Source organism: Streptomyces sp. NPDC060035 (assembly GCF_042736635.1).
Classification (GTDB): Bacteria; Actinomycetota; Actinomycetes; order Streptomycetales; family Streptomycetaceae; genus Streptomyces.
Genome location: NZ_JBHWVO010000065.1, coordinates 1 through 5,278, shown reverse-complemented (window position 1 = coordinate 5,278; position 5,278 = coordinate 1). Strand labels below are relative to the sequence as shown.

Sequence of the window (5,278 nt, the reverse complement as noted above, 5' to 3'; positions counted from 1 at the left end):
CGGGAATCGGACACGAAAGAGTCTGATAGAGTCGGAAACGCAAGAACGAAGGGAAGCGCCCGGAGGGCCCCGGTGAAACGGGACCGAAGGAAGCGTCCGTTCCTTGAGAACTCAACAGCGTGCCAAAAGTCAACGCCAAATTTGTTGATACCCCGGCCCACTTCGGTGGGTTGGTGGTTCCTTTGAAGTCCTACTGGCCCATGTGGCGGGTAGGCAACATCAGCGAGGACGCAGTGGATGACCAATCCTATTCCGGTTGGTTGTCCCGCTCTTCTATGGTGCTCTCCCGATTACGGGAAAACATTCATGGAGAGTTTGATCCTGGCTCAGGACGAACGCTGGCGGCGTGCTTAACACATGCAAGTCGAACGATGAAGCCCTTCGGGGTGGATTAGTGGCGAACGGGTGAGTAACACGTGGGCAATCTGCCCTTCACTCTGGGACAAGCCCTGGAAACGGGGTCTAATACCGGATAACACTCTGTCCCGCATGGGACGGGGTTAAAAGCTCCGGCGGTGAAGGATGAGCCCGCGGCCTATCAGCTTGTTGGTGGGGTAATGGCCTACCAAGGCGACGACGGGTAGCCGGCCTGAGAGGGCGACCGGCCACACTGGGACTGAGACACGGCCCAGACTCCTACGGGAGGCAGCAGTGGGGAATATTGCACAATGGGCGAAAGCCTGATGCAGCGACGCCGCGTGAGGGATGACGGCCTTCGGGTTGTAAACCTCTTTCAGCAGGGAAGAAGCGCAAGTGACGGTACCTGCAGAAGAAGCACCGGCTAACTACGTGCCAGCAGCCGCGGTAATACGTAGGGTGCGAGCGTTGTCCGGAATTATTGGGCGTAAAGAGCTCGTAGGCGGCTTGTCACGTCGGATGTGAAAGCTCGGGGCTTAACCCCGAGTCTGCATTCGATACGGGCTAGCTAGAGTGTGGTAGGGGAGATCGGAATTCCTGGTGTAGCGGTGAAATGCGCAGATATCAGGAGGAACACCGGTGGCGAAGGCGGATCTCTGGGCCATTACTGACGCTGAGGAGCGAAAGCGTGGGGAGCGAACAGGATTAGATACCCTGGTAGTCCACGCCGTAAACGTTGGGAACTAGGTGTTGGCGACATTCCACGTCGTCGGTGCCGCAGCTAACGCATTAAGTTCCCCGCCTGGGGAGTACGGCCGCAAGGCTAAAACTCAAAGGAATTGACGGGGGCCCGCACAAGCAGCGGAGCATGTGGCTTAATTCGACGCAACGCGAAGAACCTTACCAAGGCTTGACATATACCGGAAAGCATCAGAGATGGTGCCCCCCTTGTGGTCGGTATACAGGTGGTGCATGGCTGTCGTCAGCTCGTGTCGTGAGATGTTGGGTTAAGTCCCGCAACGAGCGCAACCCTTGTTCTGTGTTGCCAGCATGCCCTTCGGGGTGATGGGGACTCACAGGAGACTGCCGGGGTCAACTCGGAGGAAGGTGGGGACGACGTCAAGTCATCATGCCCCTTATGTCTTGGGCTGCACACGTGCTACAATGGCCGGTACAATGAGCTGCGATGCCGCGAGGCGGAGCGAATCTCAAAAAGCCGGTCTCAGTTCGGATTGGGGTCTGCAACTCGACCCCATGAAGTCGGAGTTGCTAGTAATCGCAGATCAGCATTGCTGCGGTGAATACGTTCCCGGGCCTTGTACACACCGCCCGTCACGTCACGAAAGTCGGTAACACCCGAAGCCGGTGGCCCAACCCCTTGTGGGAGGGAGCTGTCGAAGGTGGGACTGGCGATTGGGACGAAGTCGTAACAAGGTAGCCGTACCGGAAGGTGCGGCTGGATCACCTCCTTTCTAAGGAGCATCTAGATTCTCTTCGGGGAATCCAGAGACCATTTCGTCGGCAAATGTTCGACGGTGGTTGCTCATGGGTGGAACGTTGACTATTCGGCACAACAGGTTGTTTTCGTGAGTACTGCTTCGGCGTGGAAAATGAGAAGGATCGGTTGGGTCGGGCACGCTGTTGGGTATCTGAAGGTACGGGCTCGTTGAGTCTGGATCTTCGGTTGCCGGCCCCAGTGAACTCGCCTGTAAGGGTGGGGTGATGGGTGGCTGGTCGTTGTTTGAGAACTGCACAGTGGACGCGAGCATCTGTGGCCAAGTTTTTAAGGGCGCACGGTGGATGCCTTGGCACCAGGAACCGATGAAGGACGTGGGAGGCCACGATAGTCCCCGGGGAGCTGTCAACCAAGCTTTGATCCGGGGGTTTCCGAATGGGGAAACCCGGCAGCCGTCATGGGCTGTCACCCACTGCTGAACACATAGGCAGTGTGGAGGGAACGCGGGGAAGTGAAACATCTCAGTACCCGCAGGAAGAGAAAACAACCGTGATTCCGGGAGTAGTGGCGAGCGAAACTGGATGAGGCCAAACCGTATGCGTGTGATACCCGGCAGGGGTTGCGCATGCGGGGTTGTGGGATCTCTTTTTCATAGTCTGCCGACTGTGAGACGAGTCAGAAACCGTTGATGTAGGCGAAGGACATGCGAAAGGTCCGGCGTAGAGGGTAAGACCCCCGTAGCTGAAACATCAACGGCTCGTTTAAGAGACACCCAAGTAGCACGGGGCCCGAGAAATCCCGTGTGAATCTGGCGGGACCACCCGCTAAGCCTAAATATTCCCTGGTGACCGATAGCGGATAGTACCGTGAGGGAATGGTGAAAAGTACCGCGGGAGCGGAGTGAAATAGTACCTGAAACCGTGTGCCTACAAGCCGTGGGAGCGTCGCTGTATGTGCTTGCACATGCAGTCGTGACTGCGTGCCTTTTGAAGAATGAGCCTGCGAGTTTGCGGTGTGTTGCGAGGTTAACCCGTGTGGGGAAGCCGTAGCGAAAGCGAGTCCGAATAGGGCGATTTAGTAGCGCGCTCAAGACCCGAAGCGGAGTGATCTAGCCATGGGCAGGTTGAAGCGGAGGTAAGACTTCGTGGAGGACCGAACCCACCAGGGTTGAAAACCTGGGGGATGACCTGTGGTTAGGGGTGAAAGGCCAATCAAACTCCGTGATAGCTGGTTCTCCCCGAAATGCATTTAGGTGCAGCGTCGTGTGTTTCTTGCCGGAGGTAGAGCACTGGATAGGCGATGGGCCCTACCGGGTTACTGACCTTAGCCAAACTCCGAATGCCGGTAAGTGAGAGCACGGCAGTGAGACTGTGGGGGATAAGCTCCATGGTCGAGAGGGAAACAGCCCAGAGCATCGACTAAGGCCCCTAAGCGTACGCTAAGTGGGAAAGGATGTGGAGTCGCAGAGACAACCAGGAGGTTGGCTTAGAAGCAGCCACCCTTGAAAGAGTGCGTAATAGCTCACTGGTCAAGTGATTCCGCGCCGACAATGTAGCGGGGCTCAAGCGTACCGCCGAAGTCGTGTCATTCATACACATATCCCCAACGGGAGTATGGATGGGTAGGGGAGCGTCGTGTGCCGGGTGAAGCAGCCGCGGAAGCGAGTTGTGGACGGTTCACGAGTGAGAATGCAGGCATGAGTAGCGATACACACGTGAGAAACGTGTGCGCCGATTGACTAAGGGTTCCTGGGTCAAGCTGATCTGCCCAGGGTAAGTCGGGACCTAAGGCGAGGCCGACAGGCGTAGTCGATGGACAACCGGTTGATATTCCGGTACCCGCTTTGAAACGCCCAATACTGAATCAGGCGATGCTAAGTCCGTGAAGCCGGCCCGATCTCTTCGGAGTTGAGGGTAGTGGTGGAGCCGATGAACCAGACTTGTACTAGGTAAGCGATGGGGTGACGCAGGAAGGTAGTCCAACCCGGGCGATGGTAGTTCCCGGGGTAAGGGTGTAGGCCGTGTGATAGGCAAATCCGTCACACATTAAGGCTGAGACCTGATGCCGAGCCGATTGTGGTGAAGTGGATGATCCTATGCTGCCGAGAAAAGCCTCTAGCGAGTTTCATGGCGGCCCGTACCCTAAACCGACTCAGGTAGTCAGGTAGAGAATACCGAGGCGTTCGGGTGAACTATGGTTAAGGAACTCGGCAAAATGCCCCCGTAACTTCGGGAGAAGGGGGGCCATCACCGGTGATTGGATTTACTCCATGAGCTGGGGGTGGCCGCAGAGACCAGCGAGAAGCGACTGTTTACTAAAAACACAGGTCCGTGCGAAGCCGTAAGGCGATGTATACGGACTGACGCCTGCCCGGTGCTGGAACGTTAAGGGGACCGGTTAGTGCACTTTCGGGTGTGCGAAGCTGAGAACTTAAGCGCCAGTAAACGGCGGTGGTAACTATAACCATCCTAAGGTAGCGAAATTCCTTGTCGGGTAAGTTCCGACCTGCACGAATGGCGTAACGACTTCTCGACTGTCTCAACCATAGGCCCGGTGAAATTGCACTACGAGTAAAGATGCTCGTTTCGCGCAGCAGGACGGAAAGACCCCGGGACCTTTACTATAGTTTGATATTGGTGTTCGGTTCGGCTTGTGTAGGATAGGTGGGAGACTTTGAAGCGGCCACGCCAGTGGTTGTGGAGTCGTCGTTGAAATACCACTCTGGTCGTGCTGGATGTCTAACCTGGGTCCGTGATCCGGATCAGGGACAGTGTCTGATGGGTAGTTTAACTGGGGCGGTTGCCTCCTAAAGAGTAACGGAGGCGCCCAAAGGTTCCCTCAGCCTGGTTGGCAATCAGGTGTTGAGTGTAAGTGCACAAGGGAGCTTGACTGTGAGACCGACGGGTCGAGCAGGGACGAAAGTCGGGACTAGTGATCCGGCAGTGGCTTGTGGAAGCGCTGTCGCTCAACGGATAAAAGGTACCCCGGGGATAACAGGCTGATCTTCCCCAAGAGTCCATATCGACGGGATGGTTTGGCACCTCGATGTCGGCTCGTCGCATCCTGGGGCTGGAGTCGGTCCCAAGGGTTGGGCTGTTCGCCCATTAAAGCGGTACGCGAGCTGGGTTTAGAACGTCGTGAGACAGTTCGGTCCCTATCCGCTGTGCGCGTAGGAATATTGAGAAGGGCTGTCCCTAGTACGAGAGGACCGGGACGGACGAACCTCTGGTGTGCCAGTTGTCCTGCCAAGGGCATGGCTGGTTGGCTACGTTCGGAAAGGATAACCGCTGAAAGCATCTAAGCGGGAAGCCTGCTTCGAGATGAGTATTCCCACCACCTTGAGTGGTTAAGGCTCCCAGTAGACGACTGGGTTGATAGGCCAGATGTGGAAGCCCGGTAACGGGTGGAGCTGACTGGTACTAATAGGCCGAGGGCTTGTCCTCAGTTGCTCGCGTCCACTGTGTT

Annotated in this window: 2 rRNA genes; both read left to right on the top strand. The window is 56.5% G+C overall.

What is annotated here, in order from left to right:
- The first annotated feature begins 303 nt into the window (after nt 1–303).
- Nucleotides 304–1,829, top strand: a 16S ribosomal RNA gene (locus ACFWBQ_RS38135).
- A gap of 301 nt (nt 1,830–2,130) precedes the next feature.
- Nucleotides 2,131–5,256: ribosomal RNA gene (locus ACFWBQ_RS38130) — 23S ribosomal RNA — on the top strand.
- Together the 16S and 23S rRNA genes form the textbook arrangement of a ribosomal RNA operon.
- The last annotated feature ends 22 nt before the right edge of the window (nt 5,257–5,278 follow it).